Source organism: Bacteroidia bacterium (assembly GCA_025056095.1).
Lineage (GTDB): Bacteria > Bacteroidota > Bacteroidia > JANWVE01 > JANWVE01 > JANWVE01.
Genome location: JANWVW010000012.1, coordinates 1 through 24,201 on the forward strand (window position 1 = coordinate 1; position 24,201 = coordinate 24,201).

Genomic DNA, 24,201 nt, shown 5'->3' on the forward strand with positions numbered 1-24,201 from the left:
TTGGTCGCTTTCCCAAATATTTAGCCCTGTAATGCGCGAGTACACTTGCCTTGCATTGTTGGTAGCCAAATTTGCCGTAATATCTTTGAGTACAATTACTTCGGTTTTTCGTCCTTCGTAAATACCAAAATTTTCTACGGCTTGTAAGTGGGTTAGCCCAAAAGTACGTTCTCTTTCTGCCTGAATGGTAACTGCTTCTAACTCATTGGCAAAATTTTGTAAGGAAAAATCAATCGTAACAAACGGTTTATCTACCACTAAACTTTGTTCTTGGGTTTGCTTTCCAAGGCAAAAAGCAATTATGGTATAATTGCCAAAAGGGATATTTTTGAGTGTGAAATTGCCTTTTTCATCTGCCAAAGTTTGAAAATTTGTGCCTTTAAGAGCAATAATTCCTTGCTCAACTTTTTCGTTTTCAGGGACAATAATTTTTCCTGTAATTTGGGCTTTTTGTGCAAAAATTGACAAACTACTTACATAACTGCTAAATAATAGCAAAACTATCTTTTTGTAAAAATTACTCGTCATACGGCAAAATCCATGTTTTAGGTGCAAAGGAATCGGTTTGTTTAGTTAGGTCAATAGTTGGATTTATAAATAATTTGCTTGGTCGGGCATTGAGTGTAACATACACTTCGGCACGTACTTGTGGCTGATGAACGCCTTTTTTTTCGTAATGCTTTGCTAAGAAATGGGCAAATTGCAAAATCATGTCAGGTTGCATTGCCATTTGTTTTTCTTGGTGTGGGTTCAAAAATTCGCTGTTATCTACCACTCCTTCTCGTCCTGTACGGCTGTCTTTTACATAAAAAGTGGCTGTTCCTGCTTTTTCCATAAGCATCACGCGCCAAGAGAAACGATAACCCTCTTCTGTCCAAAACAAATTTCCTTGGTAGAGCAAATATCGCCAAGGAAAAAGCAGTTGGAAGGTACAATAAACAAATAGAAAAATGAATACAAATTTTTGGTAAAAAGCAGGAAATGGAGCAGAAAAATTAGCAGCATAATGCGTAGAAAAATTATTTTTTGGGGCTAATTTTTGTTCGTTTTGCTTTGAACTGAAATCAAAAAAGATGAGCGTGCCACCTATCATTACCAAAGGAAATACACCAATTTGAAAAAGTAATCCTACCAAAGTATGAAAAATAACCACGAAAATATAAGCTACGAATCGGGTGGGTTTGTATGCCAAAAAGAACACGATAAAACAATCGTAAAGCATACCTGCCCAAGAAAATAAGTAAGGAGTGATTTGCCAAGTAAAGATTTCACCAATAAGTGGCATTTTATCGTGGGCGGGAAGCCAAATTTTGAGCGGAAGGGCTAAAATTAACCAATCATAATTGATTTTTGCCAAACCTGCATAAATATACACTATGGCAATTTGGAACTTAAAAATACCGATTACCCAAAAAGGAATTTGAGCAGTTTTATCAAATAATTTAGGAGGCGTAGGAATAATACACAAGAGCAAACAAACCAAACTAACATAATAGTAATGGTTAAGGTAATAGGTGAGGTCAATGAGTTCGGTATAAGTGAAAGTAAGAAAAAGCGTAATAGCAGAAATGCGATAAAGCCAATTTGTAGCCACAGCCACGCCCAAGGCGGCAAAAATCATAAGAAAATGTATGGCATACAAGCCTGTTTTGTCCAAGGGTTCTACCCAAGCAAAGCCGTAGTATTTGAAATGAAAAATAGGATTTAGGTAATGGTCTTCTATCCAGCCCAACGCCATAAAACGAATAGTGCCAAAAATCATTAAAGCCCCAAAAACTGCCCTAAATACCTGAAAAGGCAAAGCAGGTACGGGTTGCCAAAGATAATTTTGCAACCGCTCATAAAGCGAAAGTTTGGGCAAAGAAAGTGTTAGGTTGCTCACGAAAATTCAAAGAAATTACTTACCTATTTTCGTGTGCAAAGGTACGAAATTGTTTTAATTTAGACTTAATCTAAATTTGATTTTTTATGTCTTGGTAGTAATGTTTCGTAAGTTAAAAAATCCGTAAAACAAAGTATTTAGCCTTGGTAAATTTACAAAGCTATTTTTTTAGCATATAACAAAAAAACCCGACTTATAGCCGGGTTTTCCATTTTTTACTAATTTTTGTTTAGTTATTAATTTACTGCCTAATAATTTGCGTAGTGGCGCGTACCTTGTTATTCTTAATTTCTAGCATATAGCTACCTGCTTGCAAGTGTCCTAAATCAAGTGTATTTTTTCCTGAATTTTCTAGGGTTTGTGAGTAAATAAGTTGCCCTTTCAGGTCATACACATTTACCTGCATTTTTCCTTGCAAAGCCTCCCCGGTAGTTATATTGAAAATACCATCAGCACTTGGGTTAGGATAGACTTGGAACGAACTACGCCCTAATTGCTCTACGCCTGTGACATCAATTACACGTACCAAAATATCTTTCTGCACAAAATTAAAGCCAGGTGCCAAAGGGTTAGTGCTATTAGCAACAATCAAGCTAAAAGTTAAATTACCAACCTTCTCTTTAGCAGGCACAAGGGTAAAGGTATAGTCTTGGTTGTAGCCAGAGATTACGATATTAGCAGGATCCAGCGGAATGATAGTTGGATCGCTTACATCTACAAAAATCAAATGTGAAGGATCTCCTATTCTAAAAGGAATAGCAGGACTGGTAGAGTTACGTATAATTATTAGCTCGTCAGGTAATTCCGAAAGTGTAGGTTGCGCTAACTCAATACGTAATACGAAAGTAGTACTACCACGCACAATACTACCGTCAGTTACTTCTAAGGTGATAGTAGTTTGCCCTAAAGCATTAGGAACGGGAGTAATTTGTAAAGTACGATTTACTCCTACTCCTACCACACGGAAGGAACCAGGTGTATTTGCTACCACTGCCGTATTAGAAGAAGTAGCAGTAAATACAGCATTGGTCAAGTTTAAGCTGTTGGGCGTGAAGGTAAAGTTTACATCTTTACGCTTGTTTACCTCACCTATTTGCAAAGGAATAGGATCAAAAACAGGGAATAGCAAACCTGGATTTACCGTAAAGGTGAAACTTCTTGTTACGGTACAGATAGATGAAGTAGCTGTAATGGTAACTGTAGAAATACCTGTCTGGTTAAATGCTGGTGTTAGGCTAATTGTTCTATTTCTACCTGAACCTCCTAGTACCACTCCACTTGCAGGGAGAACAGTTGTATTAGAAGAAGAGGCACTAACTACCAAATCCGCATTTCCTAAGGTGAAAGGAATATTAAGCAAGGGAACGTTAGTAGTAGTGGTTTGTGGTGCAATTACACTGATTGTTACAGGGAAAACAGGTATATTGTAAGTAGCTGAGGCTGAGTTATTAGCCATATTCGTGTCATCTTGTGCCGAAGTAAAAGCTGAAGCACTTACCGTTACCACGGTATTAGGAATGGTACCAACCAAGTAAGTAAGTTCTAAACTTTGTCCAGGAGGTAAAGCAGGCACAAGCCAATTTCCTGTATTCGGGTTATAAGTTGAGCCTGACGGCACAATCGTATTCTTAAAAATAGTATTAGCAGGTAAAGCCGCTTTTACAGTGATGTTGGTCGCATTATTTGTACTTACATTGGAGAGCGTAATTTTTACATTTACATCTCCCGTAGTACAATCAAAATCACTATTAATTGCAACAGCAATATCTGTGGTGAACGAAGGCTTGTTACCATATACCAAAATACGGTTCATATCTCTACCTGATACAAAAAGTCTATCAAAGTTATCAAAACATACTTGGAAAGGAGTAGCCATTCCTGTTTGGGTTTGTGCTGCGGCTATACTTGTAAAATTAGGTTGTCCTAATACAACATCTGCACTTGCACCATTTACCGTAGGAATAGAGTTGAAAATAAGTACACGATTGTTAGCAAACTCAGCTACGGCTAACTTCCCGTCAGAAGAAAGAGCTATTCCAATAGGAATACTAAATTTATTAGCACCACTTCCTGAGGTACCAGTAGTAAAATTAGTTTGCCCAATTACTACATCAGCAGCTGCACCATTTGTTGTGGGTACTGAATTAAAGACAAGAATACGATGATTTCCGCGGTCTGTTATTAATAATTTGCCATCATTACTTACTACACAATACAAAGGTAGGAAAGTTTTAGAAGCTGTTGTGCCTGGGGTAGTTGTATTAAAATCAGGTTGCCCAATTACAAGGTCAGCATTAGCACCGTTAGTAGTAGGTATACTATTGTACACTAAAACACGATTATTTTCTCTATCTCCTATGAAAAGCTGTCCTTTTGGTGAAACATACAAGCCCCAAGGCTGATTTAACCTATTGCGCCCTGAACCTGGAGTATTACTTGTAAAATTATCTTGTCCAATTACTACATCAGCAGGTTGCCCATTAGTAGTAGGGATAGAATTCCACACTAATACACGGTTATTGCCGGTATCAGAGATAAGCAATTTGCCATCATTAGTAATGAAAGCACCATTTACTTGGCTAGTAAGTGCGGCAGTTGTTCCTGTAGCAGTAGAAGTAAAAGTAGGTTTACCCACTACTACCGTAGCAGGAGCTCCGTTAACATCTGGCACAGGATTCCAAATTAAGACTCTACCACCTACTCCCTGTGATCCTGAGACAAATACATTATTACTTCCTATATGTGCAGCAGTAGTTGAGGGAGTAGTAGATTGATTAGGTGTGGTAGAATTAGCCGTAAAATTGGCTTGTCCTATAACAAGGCTAGCAGGCTGCCCGTTGGTAAAAGTTTGTCCACTTGGAAAAGGAGTTTGGAAAATAAAGGTTTTTAATTGCCCTGTAACGGTATTATTTCCACTATTAAAAGTTGCTCTTATTCGGTAAAAATACAAAGTACCACTCGCTAAGCCTGTCAAATTAACGCTGATATTTTGCACGGTAGTCCCTTGTGGAATACTTTGAGATGTAGTTGTATTTCCTAAAAGGTTAGTAGTTCCCCATTCAAAGAATACATCACAAGCCACATTGGGTAGCACATTTCCGTTAATGGTAGCACTAGTAGCTGTTACATTAGTGGCATCAAGCGTAGTAACTACAGGGCCTGTAAAAAAGGTTTGTACGTTACTTGTAAAAGTAAATGTACTTACCGTAGCTCTAAAACGTACAAAGTATTGCTTACCTATATCTAAGCCTGTAACTGCTCCAGATATATTGATAGGGGATGCTCCTGAAAAAGTAGCGGGAGTAGCAGGAGCTGAAACAGTATTTCCTACAGGAAAGGTATTATCTTCTGAGACGTCTACAAAAAGATTTCCACTAGCAGTGTTAGGGGATATAGTACCTGTAACGGCTACACTAGTAAGAGTGGGTACTGCTACGGTGCTCAAAGTAATGCTAGGTGTAGGAATAAATGTCCAGCGGTATGTTAAACCAGGTGCACTAGGAGCAGTAGAAGGAGTAAGCGAAGGTGTTACAGCTCCTCCTTGGTTATTGGCAGTTGCTGCTACTGAATTTAACCAATTAGAACTAGTGGTAACCTGACGTAAATTAAAAGAGCTAGGGCCTGTACCACGAAAACCTACACCCATAATGTAAGGATTGAGTAAAGGTGGAATACCTACGGTAACGGTTCCAAAAACGACTTCAATGTTATTAGAAGTTTCATACAAACGGATTTGAAAATTAAAACTCTCAGCTGGTGGAGGGCTAGGGTTACGCCAGAAGCCAACATTTGTCCACTGAACCACTAGTACACGGTTCGGAGCTGTCCCTATAGTTTGGTATCTTAGCGTTCCATTAGATTGAGCTAATACATCCGTTACAAAACCACCAATAATATTATCAAAGTTTGAACTTGATGCTGCAAAGACATTGTCAGCTAAAGGAGGAAAGTAATTAGTAGGTACGCCAAAGAAACCTGAGCCTATGGTCTGACTACCTGAGCCAGTAAATAACTTAATATAACCATTGGCACAAACGGCAAAATTATTAAATACCTGACCATTGAAAACAAAAGGGAAGCCTATCGGCATACCAGGCCCCGTACCTGAACCTGTACTACCATCATTTCCCGTACCATTTGCATTAAAGAACAAATGATCGTCTACTTGACCAGGACCCGTACCTAGCAAAGTACCCCCTGTAATGGGTGTGTAAGTCCCTAATGTTTGAGTAAAAGCATAATTATTAACTTGGGCAGTGGCTGTATTGTGTTGTGTAAAACAGAACAGCAGAAGCCCCATAAGGATACCTACAACATGAAAAACTCCGTTTTTCAAGTGGAACGTAGGCATTATGGTATTTCGCTTTTTGTAATTTTTTTGCATAAGTGCGTAAATTGAATAAAGTTTGTTGAATAAATATAAAGTTAAAACGAAATTGCTCTATAAGTTAGCTAACACAAGTCAAAATACAAAAATAGTAATATTTTTTTAATATTCATAATTTTGGTATAAAAAACCTGTTTTTTTCTCATTTAGCTATGTTACGACTTTTCTTTTCTACTCAATTAAGAAACTTCCTATTACTCGGTGCTTTAGCTTTGGTTTTGGTTTATGCTTGTGTTTCCCCTAAAATTATGCTTTCACCAAGTGAAATGCAAATTTATCAACAACTCTCCTCTGTATGCAAAGAATTTCCTACTCAAATTCACTACTTATATACTCAGGAACGTAAGGTTCGCTATTTGGTAGTTGGGCATGACTCCTTACCTACGTTAATGATGCTACACGGCTCGCCAGGTTCAATGATGAGCTATTGGGATTACTTGCTTGATAAATCTTTACTTAAACAATTTCGGTTAGTTGTACCTGACAAATTAGGCTATGGCGGTTCAGAATTGGGAAAAACAGAAATATCTCTTGAGAAGCAGGCTTATTACATGCACCTTGTCCTGAAAAAAGAAGTCAAAAACAAACAACCTATCTTTTTAATGGGTACTTCCTATGGGGGTTCAGTAGCAGCGCGTTTAGCTATGGATTACCCCGAAAGCATCCAAGGGCTTATGCTGGTGTCCGCTTCCTTATTTCCAAATATGGAAACTACTTACCTCATATCTTATCGCCCTTTTTGGCAAATGGTACGTTGGCTCTTACCTAAGGCACTTTGGGTAGCCAATGACGAAAAGCTTTCACACCATGAGCAATTAGCTAAAATGCAAAATCTATGGTACAAAATTCACGTACCTTGCCTAATTATACATAGCTATCAAGATAACTTAATTAGTGTGAATAATGCTCTAACTGCTTACAAGCAGTTGAAAAATGCTCCTGTTAAATTGATCTTGTTAGAAGATGGTAATCATTACATTATTTGGAATTATCAAAACTTGATAGTCAATAACCTTTTACAGCTAAAAGCAGTAGTTTTAGGTAAACTCAAAGAAAATATTTGGGTGAAAGTAGTTAGACTCGGGCAAAAGGAATAAAGAATAAAAGCGGAAATAATAAACAAAAAACTCGACAATAAACAAGAATACCCACAGATTAAGAAATAACCTGTGGGTAGGATAACTTTCAACTTTTCTCTTTTGCAAAAGTTATATTATGGGTTGAGCCAAGAATTAGAACCATCGGCAGTATTTTTACCATCAGCAAGGTTTACACCACCGTAGGTGTAGAAAGGAATTTGCTGATTAGCCAACACATTGGCAGGTACAGGGAAATGCAAAATTGTACCTTTTTGTAAAGCATCTCTTCTACGCATGTCCTTAAAGTGGATACCAAAATCGCTCCAAAGTAAGTCAATATCACGTTCATAGAAAATAGCTTTCAATACTTCAGCTTGGGTAGCTGTATTAGGAATATCAGGTAATTCGCCTACGGTTTTACGTCTACCTGTGTTCAAAATATTGATAGCTCCTGAGAGGTTACCTGTCATTGCCATTGCTTCGGCTTTAAGCAAATCGTTATTGTAGGCATACATAAATGGGCAAGGACCGATGCTTTGAGCCGCATATAAATCATCATAGCGTTTTACGCGGTAATGGCTACGTAACTGCGGACCGCGAGTAACTCGGAAGAAAGCTAAGCTTGGTTCATACTTAAAGTACAGATTCAAACGTTTGTCTATTGAGTTGGCAGGAGGTAAGGTAGCATTAGTAGCCATAGGGAAGCGTTTAGGATAGTTAGGGTCTAAAAGATTGATAATTCGTAAATCAACGCGCCAGTACCAATCTAATCCTGCTCCGCCAATTAAGGCATGATCCCAGTTGACTCCATCTAACTTAATAATAAAGTCTTCAGTTATACCATTTTGAGTATAGTTCAATACCTTGTTCCAATCGGTAGCGCTGTTTTCTGCTCTGTTTCGTGCATTTTGCACAATAAAATTAGCAGCATAAGTACGTGCTAACCGAGCCAATTTTACATTATTAAGGGGTGAAGGGGTATTGATAAAAGAAGCATCAAGCGTAAAAGTATTGTTAGAAGCAATTTGGATAGCTTTATCCAGAGCTCTAATAGAAGCATTAAGAACTTGCTTATAGTCAACCAAATCATCTTTGGTTAATTTATTCAAGTCAGTATCAGGTTCTACAATTACGGCTTTATCGAAGATATTTGCTAAATAGCCATAGGCTAATCCTTTTACAAAATAGGCACAAGCTAATACCATTTGGGTTTCACTTCCATTTGTACCGACTTGAACGCCATCTTTTTCAATTCTACGAATCACATCATTAGCGTTAGTATTAGCAGCAAACAAGCGTCTGTAAGGTTCACTAATAATATCTAAATCGCTAAAAGCAAGGGTATTATTAAAAGTAGGACGAGGCTCTACCTTGAATTGCGACCACATGGCTCGGTAGTTATTAGTCATGGTTACATGGTCAGCGGTCCATTCTAAATGGACACTTGAATAAAAGGTGGGTGTATTCCACCCCCAAAAGATACTATATACATCTACAAAAGCGCCTGCTAAAAGTCCTTTCAAATCATTGGAGCGTGAAAGAGCTTTTTTAACATCAGGTTCATTAGGATTTTGTACGTCTAGTTTAGCACAGCCATTGAATATCACTAGGGCAATTGCTAAAAAGAGGGTATAAAATATTTTTTTCATATGCTTATAGGAAAAAAGGTGTTAGCTGAAATCCTAAAATCTAAGTTGTAAAGACATAGTATAAGTTCTGAAAACAGGGTAAGCAAATTGATCTACTCGGAAACTGGTAGAATTATCTGCTAAAGCCACCTCAGGATTATAACCTGTATATTTCGTGAATGTAAACAAATTACGTCCAATTAAGGCAATACGAGCATCATAAAATACTTTGCCAATCGCTCCTAACTTTTCAAAGAAGGATCTGTCAAAACTATAGCTTAGGTTAATTTCACGTACAATTACAAATCCACCTTTCTCTACGAAATAATCCACTGGATCGTTGCCGTTGTAAATACTATTAGCTGCGCTATAATATTGAATAGGTTTGCGTTTTTCTACGGGTTTACCACTTTGGTCTAAGTCAGCATGGCGATTATTGAAGTATAATAATTGCCTTGTAGAATTATAGATATTTCCTCCGATTTGTACATCTAACAAACTATATAAAGAAAAGTTCTTGTAACTAAATGTATTGGTAATTCCCATCACCAAGTCAGGGTTAGAATCTCCAATCTTGGTTACGAGTTTTTGCCCTGTTTCATCTAATAACACGAAAGCCCGCTCTGCGGTAGTACCTCGTTGGGCTTTGAGTACTACAAACCCATCCTCGTTAATTTCAAAATCCTCTAATTTACGTCCTGTAACTTGGAATAAGTTAATAACAAACCCATCAGCGTTAGTTTTTAGCTGGCTCAATGAGCGTGCTAGCACATTTCCGTACATTACTCCAAAAGGCTGTCCTTTTTCAATTCTAAACATACTGTTGGCTACCCCTGCTCCTGAGGCTACGCCGAATTTACCATCAGTAGCGTATGGAGGCACACCAAGTTCAGTAATTTCAGAACGAGTACGGCTAGCAATGATACCAAAATTCCAAGTGAAATCTTTGGTTTTTAGGGCATCCCCATTTAAGGCAAACTCTATGGTATTGGACTCCAAGGTACCTGCATTACGCACTTGGGAGATATAACCAAACCAAGGAGGTAAAGGTACGGATAAAATTTGGTCGCGCGCTACGGTTTTAGCATAATTGAACTCAAAGTTAAAGCGTTTCAGAAAACTTACATTTAACCCTACCTCAGTTTCTCCTACTTTGGAGGGGCGAAGTTGGCTGTTTCCTAATTGATTACGCACCACTACACCATTAGAACTGCTAAATGTTTCGTATTGGTCAGAAAAGCGGGGTCTTTGTCCTGATGTACCATAAGAGGCACGTAATTTCAATTCGTCAATACCAGGAATTTTTACATCTTCGCTCAAACGATAAGCTCCTGAAATACGATAAAATATTTGACTTCTTTCTTGTGAACCAAAGAGCGAAGATCGGTCATTACGTACTAATCCTTCTAAAATATAGCGATCGCGATAATCTGTACGTACATTTAAGAATACATTTTCGGCTCTGACTAAGGTAGAACCATTAGCGACAGCAAGAGTGGTACGGTCCAAAAAACTAGCATCACGCACCCCTGAAGAGGCAAAACGAGAACCAGACAAGGAATTAAAATCAGTATTGTATTGTTCCCATTGGTAGCGTATTGTAGAGCCTATTTTCAAATCATTATCTAAAAAGGCTTTATTAAAGTAAGCATTTAGCGTAGCAACCTGCCCTATTTCTCCTGATTTCAAAGTCTGTAAGAAACCTCCATTTCCATTAGGAAAATTACGAGTGATATAATTTTTATCTTGCCAACGTTCAAAATTTACCCATGTGCGGTCAAGAGAGTATTGTCCTTCTAAACGGAGCCAATCAGTAGCTTGGTAAGAGAGTACCATATTTCCCAGCAATCTATCTCTGTTTAGCTTAAATTGGTCGTTGTAAGCTACATATAGGGGATTAGTAGCATTATTATAGATGTTAGGGCTAATATTATCAAAAGGAGTTCCATCGGGGTTAGGAGCTCGTAAATTTAGGAAAGGCTCATTTAAAAGAACAGAGTAGAAAATTCCTGACTGCCCCCGCTCAGAGGCTTGCGGACCAACAGAACTTGAAAATAAAGAAGAGATACTAACTTTTAGTTTATCTATAATTTTATGATCCACATTTACTCTCACATTTTTTCTATCAAAGGCAGGTAAGCCTTCTACCACTCCTTGTGTTACCAAATTCTCACCTGAAACCATGAAGTTAGTATTTCGGCTGGTAGAAGCAACAGAAACATAATTATTGTAAAATAAACGTGATTTAAATACTTGAGCTTGCTGATCATAGTTTACAGGATAAGGATTATCTGCAATTCCATCGGCTTCTTCTATGCGCGAACCCAAATTGTTAGGATCCTGCAATTTGAAACTACCATCAGGGTTGAGCTGATAGTGATGGTGTTTAGCTAGGGGGAATTTACGCTGTAAGTTAGTAAATCCTACTTCACTGCGTACTGTAACACGAGTTTGCCCTTCCATTTCTGCACCACGCTTGGTTATGATTTGAATAACACCATTTGCCGCCTGCGAACCATACAAAGAAGCTCCTGCAGCACCTTTTACAATCTCAATAGACTCTACATCATTCATGTTAATATCTGCCAAGGTAGTTCCTGGTGCAGTAATTACTCCATCAACGATAATAAGTGGATTAGAGGTGCCTTGGATGTTGGTAGCCCCCCGTAAGCGGATATTAGGTGCTGTACCAGGAATACCTGTACCTTGCACAATTTGAGCACCAGCTACTTTCCCCCTAATAGCATTAGCAGGGTCTATAGCAGGTACTTCTTTCAAGGTCTTTTCACCGATCTTAGCAATAGAAAAGCCTAATTTCTTGGTAGAAGTTCCTTCGGCAACGCCCGTAACTACTACTTCCCCAAGCATTTTTTCATCAGCAACTAATTGTACATCAATGACACTTTGTGAGCCTACGGCAATCTCTTGGCGCACATACCCCACCCCTGAGAATATAAGTACGGCATCGTTACTACTTACAGTAATGCTATAACTTCCGTCAGCATTACTTGCTGTTCCCTTAGAAGTACCTTTAACAAGTACGGTAATACCTGGTAAGCCATTCCCTTCTGCGTCGGTTATTTTACCTGTAATTGTTCGCTCTTGTGCATAAAGTTGCCCAATGACAGCCAAGCACAGAAAAAGCAAGCTGCAAAGTAATTTTTTGTTCATAAACGTAAGTTTGTAGTTTAAGTAAAGTTTGAATTTAGCTGATAAAAAAATTTAGCTATAAAAAATAGCTACAAATGTCTCTCTCCACTTTCTTGGCAGAGAGTTACGTTTTGTGGTCGCTAAAATATATTTTATTTTTGAAATAAAAAACAGTTAGGCTTTACAAATAGTTAATAATCTTTTAACATTTGAATAAAAAAAAGATAACTTATGAATTTGGCAAGAAAAGAATAGTAATACTTTCAGTGAAGATATTTTTACTAACTTTTTTACTTTTCTTAATTTTTATGAAACTTTAATATTTTTCGCTGCTAGGAGTTTAGTCATTTTTGTTACAATTTCATCTAATTCCATGGCAGATTCTTGTACTTTTTCTATGATAACTTGGTTAAATTCATTGCTCAAATTATTTTTATCAAATACTGAAACCAAACCCAAGATATTTGCCAAGGGCTTACGCAAACCGTGTGAAGTTTCAAAGGCAAACTCATAAAGATTTCGCAAGAGGCGATTTTGCTGCTCTTCGGCAATTTTTCTTTCTGTAATGATATAGTTTACCCATAGATATTGATAAACTTCTCCATGTTCATTAGTAACGGGGTTGATAATAGTATCTGTCCAAAAAAATTGGTTATCTTTGGTTTTATGTCGAATTTCATTACGCCAGCTTTTTCCTTTTCTTATGGTATTCCACATATCCCTAAAAAAGGCTTCGTCGTGGTAGCCAGAGTTTAGTATATCGATAGATTGGCTAAGGATTTCGTTTTTTTCATAGCCTGAGAGTTGGCAAGCGAGGTGATTAATATCAATGATATAGCCGCGTAAATCGGTTACAATAATCAAAGCACTGGAATAGAGAGCAGTACGGAAGTTGTTAATTTCGTGGTAAGTTTCTCTTAGAGCGGTTTCAATCTTTTTGTTTTTGGTTACATCAAAGGCACTAAATGCCACAGCTTGGACTTCTTTTTTGTCATCAAAGATAGGTAAAAATTGAATTTCAAACCAATTCTTTTTGTTAGGCATAACTTCTATCTCTAGTACTAGGTTAATTTCTTCCCCTTTACAAGCTTTATCAAAATCTCTCCTAAAATTTTCTTCTATACCTTTGATTAAAAAGCTAAAAATATTATCTCCTACTTTAATCTCTTTATTTTGATAGAGCATTGTATTTTTGGCAACCATGCTATTCATGAAAAGAATAGTACCTGTTTTGTCCAAAACGGTAATAGCTTTTTCGCTTGCTTGGAAAATGGAACTCAAATAGAAATCTCGGTTTGCTTGGGGTAGGCTCATAGCTTGGCTAATTTTGTTATCAGCTTGTTGGAGGGTTTGTGTAGCTTTTAATTTCTCAAAATAATCTTCAAAGATAACTCCCAAGGCAGTCGTAACAGGTTTAAGCAGGGTAATCAGGTCAAATTCATCTTCACGGTCATAATTACCTAAGATAAGTAAAGCATTGAGATTATCATCACATTTTACTAATAGAACTGCTAGGGTATAGATATGTATATTCTCCTGAAAGACAGCTGAAATGTTTTGCCTATGCATCATTTCCTCTGTGAAAATAGGTTTATTTTGCATTTTTGCCCATTCTATAAAATTTTGAAAAGCGGGCGTTTCGGTCTTCATGCCTTTATTTACCGAGATAATAGGCTTTTCTACGGAAAGACCTGCCGGGGGCAGTAGAACGAGCAAACCGAATTCACAATTTATCATAGGTAAGGTATTTTCTAATAAAGTCTGGCAAATTTGTGGTACGGTTTGCCTATTGAGAATGTACTGCTGTTGTGCTTTGTTTACAAACTCTGAAATGCGATTAAGTTGGAAAAAAATATCCATAGGAAAATAGGGATTATGTTTGAATACAGTCAATACAAATTTGAAAATTAGAATACCTAATCCCAAAAGATAGGATAAGGCATATTAGTTAAAGAGTCATTTATAGGTTTTAAAGCGAATGTTTGTGTGTAGTGATTCATGTTTATAGGTATTTCCTTCGCTTTTGGGTCTATTTTTGACACGCTTTGCATTGCCAAATGTTCAAGTCTTTTTTGTTTATCTTCTTTTAATTTATATTGTAAATGTATGCAATATGCTTGACTTTCTGCAAAGGTAAGCCCAATTTTTTGTAGAAAGCTATTGATAGTCAATTTTTTACCGATTTTTACTAAAATTTGCTCTTTAAGTGAGCCGTTAGGTTGTAAGACTTTTTTCTTTTCAGTTTCTATTTCAAAAAGTGTTTGTAGGAGTCGCAGGTTGGTTTTAAGTCCTACTTTATCGGTTGGGTGTGCGCGTAGGGCGTTGAGTTGTTTAGAAAGTTGGTTAATTTCTATGGCTTTTATGTGGCTTTTTTCTAGTTTTTTATTTAGTTCTTGAATATATAAGTAGGTTTTTCTAATTTTTTTGGCAATTGTTTGCATTTTTCTACCTAATGCTCGTTTTTCTCGTGTAGTAGTTAAGTAATGATAGATAGCTTGGTAGTTGCGTCGTTGGTATTGTAGAAGTTTGAGGTCATATTTTTCCATTTCAATTTGGCGTTGATAAGTTTGAGTACGTTTTTGTGAAAAATCCTGAGTTTGCAAATCGTTTTCTATCCAGTCAATTACTTGTTGTAGGAATTGGGTGTTTTCAATTTGTCGCATATCACTCATAATGAGTGGTAGTTCGTATGAAAGTTCCTTTTGAGCATACAAGTTAATTTGATTAGATAGTGTTTTAACAAGGAGTGAGAATTGGGCATCAGAGGGGAATTGTTGTAGGATGGTAGGAATTTTATCTTTGGGCAAAAGTAGTTCTTTAAGTATAAAGTAGCGTTTGGCGAGTTTAATAGTAAGATCATCTGCTCCGTCGTAGGTTTGGGCTTGTGGTAAAATTTGGGCAAGTGGTATGACTTCCTGTTTTGAAGAAGGATTCATTTGTTGGGCGATTTTTTGTTTCAAGTTCAAGTCGTGGTAGGTATGATAGAGAGTATTTAGTAGATTGTCCGTTTGTTGGGCTAGAGTTTGTGTAAATTGTTCAATGGTTTTTGCTTTGAGGAGCTTTTCTTGTTGGGCAAGGTTTTTTAATTGTTGAGTAGTGCTTTTAGAGTTTAAGCTATCCTTTTCTGTTTGTTCTATTTGGTAAATTTGGCAGGAGACATTAGGCAAAGCCTGCTGAACTTGAGCGATAAACTCGGCAGTGCCTATGTTTTTACGGGCAAATTCCTTGGCGGCAAAGCGAATGTAGTTTTCGTTAGGGATAAATTGTTTTTCCTTGTCTAGGGTTAGGATTTTGAAATTAGCCGAAATATCTTCATTTACTTTGAAGTAAGCAGGCATTTTTTCAAATTGTAACATTTGGATTTTTAATTTGTCTAGGTAGACTTTTTGCTGGTAAGCTAGAAGATTGATACGGTTGTAAGCATCTTGGTACATTTTTTTCCTAAGGCTGTAAAGTGAAGGTAAAGGTTTGTGGTGTTCACTTTTAGCGGGTTTGCATACCAGTACCTTTATGGGGTTTAATTGTCTGAATCTTTGGACAAGTTGCACCAAGGTATCAGGGCAGTTGTCCGTATAATGGATTTCAAAACTAATGATTTCAGCAATATTGGTATTTTGGATGTTAATTCCGCAATCAAAGCAAGCGGTAACGAAGAGGATTTTAATGTTTTTAGGAATAGTTCCTTGTGAAATAATGGCTTCTTTACTTGGAGTAGTTTTGCCTTTTTGTTTAAAACTGAATACAAAATCGATTTCTTGAGGTTTAAGAATGTTCTGCTGAATGAGTAACTGAGCTATTTGGCGAGCCAAACTCTTATGGTTAAGCCTAACAATAAGGGTTTGGTTTCGTGTTTGGAGTTGATGTTCTTGTACTTTGGCGAGTAAGATTTTAAGCAGATGTTCTTTTTTATTTTCGCTTAAATGGCAAATATTCAATTGAACGTGAGGGTTGTTTTTTCGCTTGAAACGAATAAGTTTGAAGTTTTTATCTTGGCAAAAGCTGTAATCAGGGGTGGCAGAAATCATGCAAACGCTCTTTGCTTGGGCGATAACTTTGCTTACGGCATTGATAGCTTGCGTACGATAGCCATACTCGCTGGTGAGTAAATGGCATTCGTCAATGAATATGTGCATATCGGGTTGAAAGACTGCCTGTATCTTATCATAAGTGCAAACATTGACTTTTCCAAAGGATTTATTGAGGCTGTCTTCATGATTGTTGAAGCATACCAAGTCTTCAATTTTGTCTTTGTATTCTTGAGCAATTTGTTCTACTTGGATAGCAAAAGGTACGACAAAGAGAACGGGTTGCGTGAGTTTTGGAGCAACTTCAGTGAGTAGAGTAAAAGTTTTGCCAATACCTGCATCTCCTTCAATCAAGGTATATGGTTGCTGTTGGATAAAATTAAGTAATAAGTCTGTCTTTTCGGAGAGATATTTTTCTACGTGTATTGTAGGTACATGGGTGAGGTGTAGGTCTTGTTTTTGGAAAATATTTTGGGCTAATGCGAGTTGCAAGTCGGCATCGTGTCCGTAGGTTTGCAGGTAATCGCATAGGTCATTAAGGGTAGGTTTAGGTTGTTGTTTTTGATTTTGTTGGAAGAGCTTAGGTAAAATAATTTGTTGGAAGTGATAAGTTTGTGCTAGTTTTTGCCCGTTAGTCATGCCCGTAAAATCGGTATCGTAGAGTACTTTGATATTAGGGTGAGGTTGCTTTTCTAGGATTTTTTGCCAAACGAAGTCAGGAATCGTGGCACTTTCTGCACCCAAAGTGAAAGCATTATAGCCTAGACTTTTCAAGGCTAAGCAGTCAGGTTCACCACCACAGAGTATGATTTCTTTGGAAAAATCAAGGGTTTGTAAACCGAAGTGATAAGCATAATTTTCACCAAGTACTTGTCGAGCGGGTTGTAAATTAGGCAGAAATATGGTCTTACTTGGTGCATAAATGCGGTATTTAGCTTTTGGCATGTAAAGTTTGTAGCATTTTTGCGGTATAATTTCATAAGCAAAAATGAAATGTAGATTTGTGAAGTGCCTAACTTTCTGTCCTATTTTAAGGCTAAAACTTTGCACTGATTTCACGCCGTTAGCCTCTAACATTTCTTTTGAAACTAAACCTTTTTTTTGCCAAAATGCTAATTCTTCATCTGCAAAAGGCTTAAAGGAAATATTTAGTAATTCTTTTTCTGTGGTTTTATCTATGTTTGTTTTCTTAGCTTGCTTTTTAGGTGCATAAGTGGGCTTGTTTATTGACTCGTCGGTTTCTATTAAATTGTAAATTTGACATAAGATACGAAAAGCTTGCTTGTTATTTGTATTTTGATATAGTTTGACAAACTTAAAACAATCGCCCTTGATACTATCATCTCCAAAATCTTTGAAAATATACTTTCCGAATTTTTTAGTAATAAAAAACGAACTTGTACGCTCTTCGCGAAAAGGGTTGAAAGGTTGGGGTTTAGTACTTGGCTCAAAACCATAATAACGGTATACGGCTAACCCTCCATCTTGTGAAATAGCATTTTGTAGTGCTTGCCACAGGTCTTGTGTTTGAACAGACATAATTTGTAAAACAGAAACACATGGCTATCAAGTGTTGAAGTAACACGTGGCTTAGCAACGAAGCAAATGAATAGGGCGGGTTAGAATGGAACCAAAAGAGTTGGTAGTTTTTTCACTACTATTACCTTCTGAGCAAGGTAGAATCTTTAACACAAATTTTGATGAAAAGTATCAAATAATTTTTAGGGTTTGTAAAGAATTTGTGTAAAAATTCTTTTTGTTCTCAAAAATTATTTGTATTTTTGCGTGATGTAAAACAGAAACCAACAATTTTGGTTAGTTAGTTTTAGAAATTTGCCCTAAAAAGCAAATGCTGCTGTTGCTAACTAAACACACGTGAGTATGTAAGTCCTTGATAATCACTTACCTACTTTTAGAAATTTGGAAGGCTTGAGGCGGGAACCCTTAAGCCTTCTTTTTTTATGCATCTTCTATTTTTTCAAAGATGCTTACTTTCAGAAAGGTTATATAACTTTTTTATCTTACCTTTCTAATTTGCAATAATACATAAAAAAAATGAGAAAGAAGTTATGTAATCGCTTTTTTGATAGGAATTTTTGAGATATTAAGTAGGTAAAATTGGCTAAACTTTTGCATTGTCTAAGAAATAAGTAATTTTAACTTAGTTGAATTTCTGTTTCACCTCAAACTCATACCTTATATGATACAGTTTTTGCAAAGCCAAGTAAATGAAGATATTTCACAAGAACTAATAGAGAAAATCCAGCAAGCAGCACAACAAAAGCTTATCCTTGAAAAAGAAATAGAAAATTTGCGTATTCAAATAGATGAAATTTTAGAAGATTTACAATATAGCATAGACCGAGAGTGTCAATACTGGGTATGTGAACACTTTGATATTCATCATGATGAATACAGCTTACTTAAACAAATTTTTAATAACCAAGAGCGTGAGTATGAACTTGCCTTACAAGAGGGAAAAACAAGTGTAAGTTTTTTTATGATTAGCGATGATGAAGTAATACGATGGCAAATACAAAACTTAGAAGGTAAAGGCTATTTGACTACTTATCAAGATATTGATAATAGAGTATATGTAAGATTACAAGCGAACTTCTTTACTCAATTCAAAAGTACATTAGAAAGCATAGAGAACCGAATCAGAAATTTAGAGATTTATCGTAACTTATTCCGTGAGAGTTTGAATGAAATTTGAAAATATTGCCTAACTTTGCCTAAACGTTTTTTTGGTATAGGCAAAGTTTTTTATGGCTCAAATTATCTCATTAGTTAATCATAAGGGTGGAGTAGGTAAAACTACATCTACGCTCAATTTGGGCAAAGCTCTCTCTATTTTGGGTAAAAAAGTGTTAGTAATTGATATAGACCCACAGGCTAACCTCTCACAATCGGTAGGAATAGACGAACCTCAGAATACAGTGTATGACGTGCTTTGCAATAATGTTCCCTTACCTATTTATAATATAGATGAGAAATTTGCCATTGTTCCTGCCGAACTTCGCCTCTCTATGGCAGAGAATAATCTACAAGCAGAGCAAGTTACAGGTTACTTCAAATTAAGAAAAGCCTTACAAAGTATAAAACAAAATTATGATTATATTTTGATTGATTGCCCGCCAAGTTTGGGTATTCTTACTATCAATGCTTTGTTAGCTTCTACGCATTTAATTATTGTAGTTGAGCCGCAATATTTAGCTGTCAAAGGCTTGCAAACGATTATAGACCTTTACAAAAGATTGAAAGACGATTTAAATACCGATTTGAGTATTTTAGGATTGCTTATTACGCAATTTAACCGAACCGTCGTAAGTAAAAGTATTATTGAGCAGATTCAACGAAAGTATAAAAACGTAGTTCTCAATACAATTATTCGGCAGAATGTGAAAATTACTGAAGCGAGTGCTTTACGAAAAGATATTTTTCAACACGATGCTCAAAGTGCAGGAGCACAAGATTACTTGGCTTTAGCCAAAGAAATTATAGCTATTTGACAAAAGGTCTTATCTGTTTTATATTCAATAAAGATAGAGTATGGCAAAAAAAGAACAGTTTGTAATTCAAGAATTACAACAAAATGCAGTAGAGGAGAAATTACAATTTGAGAAAGAGGTTCTGAGTAATATCGTTATGTTGCCTGAACTCAAATCTTATATTCCTAAATTACATCCCGATGAGTTCGTATTATTAGAGGCGAACATCAGAAAAGATGGTTGTCGTGAACCGCTTGTACTTTGGGCAAACGAAGGGAAATACGTTATTGTAGATGGACATAACCGTTACTCGATATGTCAAGCTTATAAAATTCCCTTCAGGTTTGAGATAAAAAACTTTGAAAGCCTTGACGATGTAAAACTATGGATGCTTAATAACCAATTAGGTAAGCGAAACCTGACGGATGCACAAAGGAGTTATCTACGCGGAAAACAATATGAACTAGAGAAATTAAAGCGGGGAAGACCCCAAAAAAAAGGGGAAAATGTTTCCTCTTTTTCTAAAAGACAAAAAACCGTAGATAAGTTAGCAGAACAGCATAAAGTTTCAGATAGAACAATAAAAAATGACGAGCGATATGCCAAAATAATAGATAGATTAAGTGCTAACTACCCTGAGTTGAAATGGAAAATCTTGAACCAAGATGTAGAGTTACCTAAAACTGCAATTAGCTTTTTGGAAAGTCTAGATGAAACAAATTTTCAAAAAGTAGCCAAATTTTTAGCAGAAGGAAGGAACTTCAAGAAGATAGTAAAAAATTACCGAAACACGAAGAAAATAAACTTGAATGAAGATAGCCCTAAAGCTATTGACTGGGATAAAGTTCACAAAATTTATGACTTGTTTACTGATGCTATTAAGACTAAAAATGAGGCCTTACTTAAAGAAATTATACGTATGATGAGAGGATTAGACTAATGTAAAAAAAGGGGAAAATATTTCCTCTTTTTTTAGATGGAATGAAAAATGATAAAATTTCTCTCTTAACCACCTATTGAAAAGCAAGTTAGACTACTTAAAAAAAAGGTTCTCAAATTATAGTAGGTACACTCAACTAATTGACCATATAAAACGTGGCACCTTAAAATATTACTACCATAGTAGTAAACAAGGCTGAATGAAAAAAATATATTAATATTAATATAATAGAAATGTATGATAAATTTTTTTTTTTTTTTTGTTAATATTCCCGCCCAATTAGCTCATAAGTATTGTGGTACATACAAATCGGTACATGCATCAAAGGCTAGAGTATCAAGCTGAAATCGTAAAGTAACTTATTCTAACTGATTGTAATGGCATACTGCAAGACAATCACTATTTCTTACAAAAAAAATTATTTATAATTAGTCTAAATAAATTTAATTTATTAACTTTGTGCGTTCAAAATTGTAGAACACACTTGATTTTCAATAAAAATTTAACACAAATGAAAAGAATATATTTTTCGTTTAAGTTACCTATTGTAGTCCTAACAATAGTTTTAGGAGTAAGTTGTAAAAAGGACGAGCTACGCCCTGCACTAGTTATTCCTACAACTTACGAGTCTGCTGATTTTAATACTAACGCCTCTACGCAAATTGCCGTAGTAAACCAATTAGTTGCTCTTACAGAGGAAGCTAAAAAAGGAAGAGTACAAGGCATGATAGTAACAAAAACGGCATTAGACAATTTGTTTAATGCTGGAAATCCAAGTTTAGCAAGTCTTATTACGCCTTATTTTAAGAGTAGATTAGAAGGAACGGGAGGATGGTTCGATGAGTTAGCCAAAGCTAGCGGGGGAACTTATACACCTGGCCCACCTACAGGGCAGGGTGGTGTTTTTGGGACAGGAAGCAGTGCTTACCTCTTTGATGAGAATGGTTTAGAATTAGAACAACTCATAGAAAAAGGACAATTTGGAGCAACTCTCTACAAACACGCTACCGACCTCATGGCAGGTAATATCACAGAAGCCACTATTGATCAAATCGTAGCCATCTATGGAGCAACACCTGCTTTTAGCAATTCAGGTTCTAATAATGTAGCCGCTAATGTACGCGACAGGGCTATGGCTAACTACGCTGCTCGTAGAGATAAAAATGATGGTAATGGTTTATATTCGCAGATGAAAAATCAGTTTCTTAAACTTAAAGCCGCAGTCAAAGCAGGCAGCAAATACAATAAAGAACGTAATGAAGCCTTAGCAGAAATTCGCCTATTATGGGAAAAAATAAATGCCGCTACTATTATCAATTATTGCCATTCTGCTATTGCTAATTTAAGCAAAACAAATCCTACAGACAATGAAAAAGCTAGTGCTTTACATGCTTATAGCGAAGCCGTTGGATTTCTTCATGGTTGGAGAACTATCCCTCAAAATTTCAAAAAAATTACCGATGCTCAAATTGACGAAATGCTAATATGGCTTAATGCTCCATACAATGGCACTCCTACTTCTTATAAGTTTATAACTGACTCTGTGAATGAACTGCCAAAGCTAACTCAGGTTATCAATAAATTAAGGGATTTATATGGTTTTACTGCCCAAGAAATTGAGGATTTTAAACAAAACTGGGTAAGCCTACAAAGACGGTAGCTTTACTTGTAAAATTCAGTTTTGTTCTATACACAATCAAAGCAGATTTACTAAATTAGCGTAAGTGTTTTGCTTACGCTAATTTTTTTACTCTTATTAAGTAGTGAGTAATTGTTTAAGTAGTGAGTAATTGTACAATACCTTGTAAAGGAATAATTGCCCACGAAGGACGAGAGTTTAATTCATAGCCTAGTTCATAAATAGCTTTTTCTAATAGGTGATATTTGAGTAAGTAGTTAATTTCTTTCTGATAACCAATATCTAACGAATTTGCCATAGCTACCTTTATATAAGTATTTAAGTAAACCGCTACAATAATACGATAGTATCGATTACCCGCTTCGGAAAGTTGTTCAAAACCGATTTTACTGTTTTCTTTTTCTACTAATTCAAAAATATTTGCATATACCGCATAGTGAAATGAGCGTATCATACCTGCCACATCTTTGATAGGAGGTTGCTTTACTTTCCTATCACGGATAGTACTTTCAGGCTCGCCTTCAAAGTCTAAAATAATAAAATCATCATTTTGCTTCAGAACTTGCCCTAAATGAAAATCCCCGTGAATACGTATGCGTTTGGAGATGAGCTTATTTTCATCAAAATTCAAAAAGAAGTCTCGTATTTCTTCTTTTTTTTCTAAAAAGAAATTTGCATACTCTTTGGCTAATCCCGTTAGTTTATCTTTATTTTGTTCGATCAAAGCCAACCGTTTGTCTAATTGAGCAATCATACGATTTTTGAGCCAAACGGAATAGTCCTCATTGTATAACTGTGGTAGGAAGGTATAACTCGTTCTATCCGAAGAGATAGCAATGTGCATCTCAGCAGTGCGTTGGGCAAGTTTATCAATACTTTTCAACGTTTCTAAACTCATCAAATCAATTGTTTCAGGATCTAATTCTTTGATAGATTTAGGCTGATATAATTCCACCTTCTCTATCTTGCTAATGTTAATCTTATATTTGATAATCTTGTTAAAGTAGCTTCTAATTTGTCCGTTCAAATATTGCCATGCATCGCCTTCATTCTCTACTTTTTGTTGCATTAGCCCTAATGAAACTTCAGGTTGTTTGGCGCGTTTCCAAGAGATGCTCCCTGCATATTTAGGGGAGTGAGCAAAGTTAGCATTTTCTGTAAGGAACTTCGTGATTTCATAGTCAGGGTTGGTTTCGCGGTAAAGCCTACGGTAGATTTTCAAAAAATACTGGTCATTAAAAATAAGTGATGTATTACTTTGATCAGTTTTTAATAGGATAGACTCTATAGCTTTATCTGTTTGGTGCTGTTCTAGAATTTTACCTCTGTTAAATTGTAGTATACCCTCACCTGTGTTAATTTCGGATTGTGCTAAAATGTGATAAAATAATTTGTTTCTAAATGTTTCCCAATATAGAGCATCAATCAAAAGTCCTTTTTGCTCTTGAATCTGCATGGAGCAGATAATTGCCTTTTCGTCTGGCTTAAAATATTCGTCAGTGCTAAAATGAATAGGTAAAAAGTAACTATCAGCAAAGCCTTCGGCAAAAATACTTTCTATAATAAGTAAATATACTTGCGTCTGCTCCACAGGTAACACAAGAGCATGCTGTATAATAAGTTGCTTTACTACTCTCCCTTTACCTCCGAACCAACGCGTAGTTTGCAAGTATTTAGGAAGATACTTATTCAAAAAACTATCCAAAAAAGTTTTATCTTCTAAAATATTAAGCCAAGAGTAATCTGTGGTCAAGCCTTTGTCTTTACTATCTGTAAGTGTATTTGTGGGTAAACTTTCTGTGGAAAGTTCTGCCTCGGTGGTAGTTTTTTTTGCCATCGTTAAAAAAAATTTAGTTTTTTTTGGAGTATATTAAAAAAGCGTTAATTTTGCATAATTCAAAGAAATTTTTTACCCAAATATAAGATAATTTTATTTTATATTTGAAAAATGCTATTTTTGTTGAAAAAAAAGTCTAACGC

General features: G+C 36.1%; 13 protein-coding genes. 5 read left to right on the forward strand and 8 right to left on the reverse strand.

Features of this window, described 5'->3' with window-relative positions:
* The 3 genes from NZ519_01825 to NZ519_01835 all read right to left on the reverse strand — a co-directional run.
* A partial coding sequence (locus NZ519_01825; GenBank protein ID MCS7027478.1) for a carboxypeptidase-like regulatory domain-containing protein occupies positions 1–528 on the reverse strand: 528 nt, incomplete at its 3' end.
* A complete protein-coding gene (locus NZ519_01830; GenBank protein ID MCS7027479.1) occupies positions 518–1,882 on the reverse strand; it encodes an HTTM domain-containing protein in 1,365 nt (454 codons plus the stop codon). The genes NZ519_01830 and NZ519_01825, both read right to left, overlap by 11 nt.
* A gap of 241 nt (positions 1,883–2,123) precedes the next feature.
* Positions 2,124–6,266 (reverse strand): T9SS type A sorting domain-containing protein, encoded by a 4,143-nt coding sequence (locus NZ519_01835; protein ID MCS7027480.1) that lies wholly within the window; start codon positions 6,264–6,266, stop codon positions 2,124–2,126.
* A gap of 155 nt (positions 6,267–6,421) precedes the next feature.
* On the opposite strand from NZ519_01835, the gene NZ519_01840 reads away from it, so the two are divergent.
* Entirely contained in the window at positions 6,422–7,366 is a 945-nt protein-coding gene (locus NZ519_01840) for an alpha/beta hydrolase (GenBank protein MCS7027481.1), read from the forward strand.
* 116 nt (positions 7,367–7,482) lie between these two features.
* Here NZ519_01840 and NZ519_01845 read toward each other — a convergent pair whose 3' ends face one another.
* From NZ519_01845 to NZ519_01860, 4 genes are all read right to left on the reverse strand, one after another.
* Positions 7,483–8,997, reverse strand: a complete 1,515-nt coding sequence (locus tag NZ519_01845; GenBank protein ID MCS7027482.1) for a hypothetical protein — start codon at positions 8,995–8,997, stop codon at positions 7,483–7,485.
* Between the two features lie 33 nt (positions 8,998–9,030).
* Entirely contained in the window at positions 9,031–12,123 is a 3,093-nt protein-coding gene (locus NZ519_01850) for a SusC/RagA family TonB-linked outer membrane protein (protein ID MCS7027483.1), read from the reverse strand.
* A gap of 309 nt (positions 12,124–12,432) precedes the next feature.
* Positions 12,433–13,986, reverse strand: coding sequence for a PAS domain S-box protein (locus NZ519_01855; GenBank protein ID MCS7027484.1), 1,554 nt, complete (start codon positions 13,984–13,986; stop codon positions 12,433–12,435).
* A gap of 56 nt (positions 13,987–14,042) precedes the next feature.
* Complete coding sequence (locus NZ519_01860; GenBank protein ID MCS7027485.1) at positions 14,043–17,690, reverse strand: DEAD/DEAH box helicase family protein; 3,648 nt, start codon at positions 17,688–17,690, stop codon at positions 14,043–14,045.
* 661 nt (positions 17,691–18,351) lie between these two features.
* On the opposite strand from NZ519_01860, the gene NZ519_01865 reads away from it, so the two are divergent.
* The 4 genes from NZ519_01865 (at position 18,352) to NZ519_01880 (ending at position 22,242) form a co-directional block, all read left to right on the forward strand.
* On the forward strand, positions 18,352–18,867 hold the full coding sequence (locus tag NZ519_01865) for a hypothetical protein (GenBank protein ID MCS7027486.1): 516 nt from the start codon (positions 18,352–18,354) through the stop codon (positions 18,865–18,867).
* A gap of 52 nt (positions 18,868–18,919) precedes the next feature.
* On the forward strand, positions 18,920–19,663 hold the full coding sequence (locus NZ519_01870; protein ID MCS7027487.1) for a ParA family protein: 744 nt from the start codon (positions 18,920–18,922) through the stop codon (positions 19,661–19,663).
* A gap of 40 nt (positions 19,664–19,703) precedes the next feature.
* Positions 19,704–20,582, forward strand: coding sequence for a ParB N-terminal domain-containing protein (locus tag NZ519_01875; protein MCS7027488.1), 879 nt, complete (start codon positions 19,704–19,706; stop codon positions 20,580–20,582).
* A gap of 511 nt (positions 20,583–21,093) precedes the next feature.
* On the forward strand, positions 21,094–22,242 hold the full coding sequence (locus tag NZ519_01880; GenBank protein MCS7027489.1) for a DUF4856 domain-containing protein: 1,149 nt from the start codon (positions 21,094–21,096) through the stop codon (positions 22,240–22,242).
* Positions 22,243–22,357: 115 nt separating this feature from the next.
* Here the strand turns inward: NZ519_01880 and NZ519_01885 are convergent, their stop codons facing one another.
* Positions 22,358–24,058: a trehalose synthase gene (locus tag NZ519_01885; protein MCS7027490.1), complete on the reverse strand. Its 1,701-nt coding sequence runs from the start codon at positions 24,056–24,058 to the stop codon at positions 22,358–22,360.
* Positions 24,059–24,201 lie beyond the last annotated feature (143 nt).

Coding starts and splice junctions, on each gene's coding strand:
- NZ519_01835 (MCS7027480.1), bottom strand. CDS start 6,266: ATGCAAAAAAATTACAAAAAGCGAAATACCATAATGCCTACGTTCCAC.
- NZ519_01840 (MCS7027481.1), top strand. CDS start 6,422: ATGTTACGACTTTTCTTTTCTACTCAATTAAGAAACTTCCTATTACTC.
- NZ519_01845 (MCS7027482.1), bottom strand. CDS start 8,997: ATGAAAAAAATATTTTATACCCTCTTTTTAGCAATTGCCCTAGTGATA.
- NZ519_01855 (MCS7027484.1), bottom strand. CDS start 13,986: ATGGATATTTTTTTCCAACTTAATCGCATTTCAGAGTTTGTAAACAAA.
- NZ519_01860 (MCS7027485.1), bottom strand. CDS start 17,690: ATGTCTGTTCAAACACAAGACCTGTGGCAAGCACTACAAAATGCTATT.
- NZ519_01865 (MCS7027486.1), top strand. CDS start 18,352: ATGATACAGTTTTTGCAAAGCCAAGTAAATGAAGATATTTCACAAGAA.
- NZ519_01870 (MCS7027487.1), top strand. CDS start 18,920: ATGGCTCAAATTATCTCATTAGTTAATCATAAGGGTGGAGTAGGTAAA.
- NZ519_01875 (MCS7027488.1), top strand. CDS start 19,704: ATGGCAAAAAAAGAACAGTTTGTAATTCAAGAATTACAACAAAATGCA.
- NZ519_01880 (MCS7027489.1), top strand. CDS start 21,094: ATGAAAAGAATATATTTTTCGTTTAAGTTACCTATTGTAGTCCTAACA.
- NZ519_01885 (MCS7027490.1), bottom strand. CDS start 24,058: ATGGCAAAAAAAACTACCACCGAGGCAGAACTTTCCACAGAAAGTTTA.